General features: G+C 50.4%; 1 pseudogene. It reads left to right on the top strand.

What is annotated here, in order from left to right:
- Positions 1-801: pseudogene (locus CIK04_RS31870) on the top strand (flagellin); the annotation flags it as partial.

Here is an 801-nt window from a genome sequence, read left to right as displayed (position 1 = left end):
GCAGCAGGTCTGCAAATCTCTAACCGCTTGAACGTACAAAGTCGCGGTCTAGACGTTGCGGTACGTAACGCCAACGACGGTATCTCAATCGCACAAACCGCAGAAGGTGCGATGAACGAGACCACCAACATCCTACAACGTATGCGTGACCTATCTCTACAATCAGCAAACGGCTCAAACTCAAAATCAGAGCGCGTGGCGATTCAAGAAGAGATCACCGCATTGAACGACGAGCTAAACCGTATTGCAGAAACCACGTCTTTTGGTGGTAACAAGCTGCTAAACGGTACTTACGGCACGAAAGCAATGCAAATTGGTGCGGATAACGGTGAAGCGGTCATGCTGTCACTGAAAGACATGCGCTCTGACAACGTGATGATGGGTGGCGTGAGCTACCAAGCTGAAGAAGGCAAAGACAAGAACTGGAATGTGGCCGCAGGCGACAACGACTTGACGATTGCACTGACAGACAGCTTTGGTAACGAGCAAGAGATCGAAATCAACGCGAAAGCGGGTGATGACATCGAAGAGCTAGCGACGTACATCAACGGTCAAACAGACCTTGTAAAAGCGTCAGTGGGTGAAGGCGGCAAGCTACAGATCTTTGCTGGTAACAACAAAGTTCAAGGTGAAATTGGTTCTCAGGTAGCCTTGCAGGTGAACTTGGCCTAGGCGAAGGCAAAAACGTCACGGTAGATACGATTGACGTAACAACCGTACAAGGTGCGCAAGAGTCGGTAGTGTGGAGTGCGGCACTGAAATACGTAGACAGCCACCGTGCAGAGCTGGGTGCATTCCAGA

The organism is Vibrio sp. 03_296, assembly GCF_002265885.1.
This window is presented reverse-complemented; position numbering and strand designations above follow the sequence as displayed.